Origin of the sequence: Pseudomonas sp. Sample_9 (genome assembly GCF_004307535.1) — a bacterium.
GTDB classification, from domain to species: Bacteria; Pseudomonadota; Gammaproteobacteria; order Pseudomonadales; family Pseudomonadaceae; genus Aquipseudomonas; species Aquipseudomonas mercuritolerans.
The window spans coordinates 1-2223 of the sequence record NZ_RAZO01000012.1; the positions used below are offsets into that span (position 1 = coordinate 1).

The following is a 2223-nucleotide window of genomic DNA, read 5'->3' on the forward strand; positions in this document are numbered from 1 at the left end:
ACTGCAGCTCGATGCGAACCTCAGTTACGCATCGAAAGGAAGAGCCAGGGAAGGCCGCGTAGCCATGGAAAGGTGCCGAATTGAAAATCAGGGAAGTGAATCAATATGCGGTCACGGACAGATCGAATGCAGGGCGGGACAGGCAAAACATGAGCAGCATAAGTCGCGAAGAATTCGATGCCAGGATAGAGACCATCGAGACGAGGATGGACGGCCGCGTGGCAGAAATGCGCGCCGACATTCGCGGGTTCCTGGCTGCTCAGGCAGAGCGGGACAAGGTCTATCTTGAACGGGACAAGGCACTACAGGAACGGGACAAGCGTTATGACGTGATGTGGATGGGCGTGCAGAAAATTGCCGACGAATCGCGGGAAGCGATCAGGCAGGCATCAACGGTAAAGGCCAATTACTGGGCGGCCACCACTGTGCATTTTCTCGGCGTGGCTTCCTTGCTGGTTGGCGCACATTTCGCCAATCAGGCGGCGGTGTTGACCACCATACAAACTACGCTGGCAGCGATTCAGATTGGCAAAGAGGTATCGTCACCCAAACCGGTCGTACAACCCTCAACAGTGCCGCCACAATAAAAAACGGCCTTCATCGGAAGGCCGTTCTGCATCGCGCCAGATCATGGCATTTCCGGCAACTCCTGAGGGCGCAAATCGAACACCAACACTTCGGCATCGATACCGTTGCTCAAAGTGAGCAGCTGTTCTTCACGAACCCGCACGCCGTCGCCTTCCTGCAGGGCTTGGCCGTTGAGTTCGACACTGCCACGCGCGACGTGCACGTAGGCGTAACGATTGGCCGGCAATTGCAGCGTGGCACTTTCCTTGCCGTCGAATAATCCTGCATAGACCCGCGCGTCCTGGCGGACTTTCAGAGAACCTTTACTGCCATCCGGCGAGATGATCAGTTGCAGGCGACCGCGTTTTTTCTGCGCGCTGAAATGCTCCTGTTGATAGCGCGGTTTGGCGCCGCTGACGTCCGGCACGATCCAGATTTGCAGAAAGTGCACGGGCTTGGTGGCCGAGTGGTTGAACTCGCTATGCGCCACGCCGCTGCCGGCGCTCATCAATTGCACATCACCGGGGCGGATCACCGAGCCAGTGCCGAGGGTGTCCTTGTGTTCCAGCGCGCCTTCGAGCACATAGGAAAAGATCTCCATGTCGCGGTGCGGGTGCTGGCCAAAACCTTTGCCGGCGGCGACGCGGTCATCGTTGATCACCAGCAGGTCGGAAAAACCCTGTTCACGCGGGTTGCGGTAGCTGGCGAAAGAGAAGGTGTGAAACGACTTCAACCAGCCGTGATTGGCGAGGCCGCGATCGGAGGCTTTGCGAAGAGTCAGCATGATGAAATCTCCTGGCGGGACGTGAATTCGTCCGAGTGAGGAGAAGGTTACTGGTTACCCGACAAGCCAATAAGTAGGTGGAAATTGAAAGACTGTCCGGCTCAGGTTGACAGTTTTGCGTTATGGTTCACGCATTCGGTTACGCCCATCACGATTCAGTTGGCCATAATGCCCCGGCTGTAGCGTGCGTATTGATCCTTGAACATGTGTGATGCCTCCCATGAAAACCGTGGCAATGGTGCTGTTCCCTGACTTTCTGATGCTCGACATGGCCGGGCCGCTGGAAGTGTTTTCAGTCGCCAACCGTTATCTGAAACCCGATTTGCACTACCAACTGACGACTCTAGGCACGGAGCGCGGCTTGCTGAGGGCTTCCAATGGTGTACAGGTCCAGGCTGACCTGCACATCGACGAGGCGGCCGAGCGCTATGACCTGTTATTGGTGCCCGGCGGCCCCGGCGCCTATAACCAGAGATTTCCCGAGCTGTTTGGCTGGCTGAAGAAAGCCGTGCCGCGGGCGGAGCGTTACGGTTCGATTTGTACCGGCGCATTCATCCTCGGCCATGCCTGCCTCCTTGATGGTTATCGCGTCACCACGCACTGGAACTACACCGAGCGCCTGATCAAGGCTTTCCCGAAAACCACGGTGACCACCGACCAGATCTACGTTGAGGATCGCAATCTCATCACTTCCGGTGGCGTAACCGCTGGCATCGATCTGGCGCTGGCGGTGGTGGCCAGGGATCACGGCAAGAAAATCGCCCAGGACGTCGCCAAGGTGTTGTTGGTGGTCATGAAGCGTCAGGGTGGGCAAGCGCAGTTCAGCCCGTTGATGGCGGCCGTCTCACCGCAAGAAACGCCCATCACCCGCG

3 protein-coding genes are annotated in these 2223 nt (G+C 57.6%); 2 read left to right on the forward strand and 1 reads right to left on the reverse strand.

The genetic code is table 11. The features are described from left to right. The first annotated feature begins 80 nt into the window (after positions 1 to 80). Positions 81 to 587 (forward strand): hypothetical protein, encoded by a 507-nt coding sequence (locus D6877_RS00930; RefSeq protein ID WP_241662826.1) that lies wholly within the window; start codon positions 81 to 83, stop codon positions 585 to 587. Positions 588 to 628: 41 nt separating this feature from the next. On the opposite strand, the gene D6877_RS00935 is transcribed toward D6877_RS00930, so the two are convergent. After that, a complete protein-coding gene (locus D6877_RS00935) occupies positions 629 to 1351 on the reverse strand; it encodes a pirin family protein (RefSeq protein WP_130909564.1) in 723 nt (240 codons plus the stop codon). A gap of 211 nt (positions 1352 to 1562) precedes the next feature. Here D6877_RS00935 and D6877_RS00940 point away from each other — a divergent pair. Continuing rightward, a partial coding sequence (locus tag D6877_RS00940; RefSeq protein ID WP_241662827.1) for an AraC family transcriptional regulator occupies positions 1563 to 2223 on the forward strand: 661 nt, incomplete at its 3' end.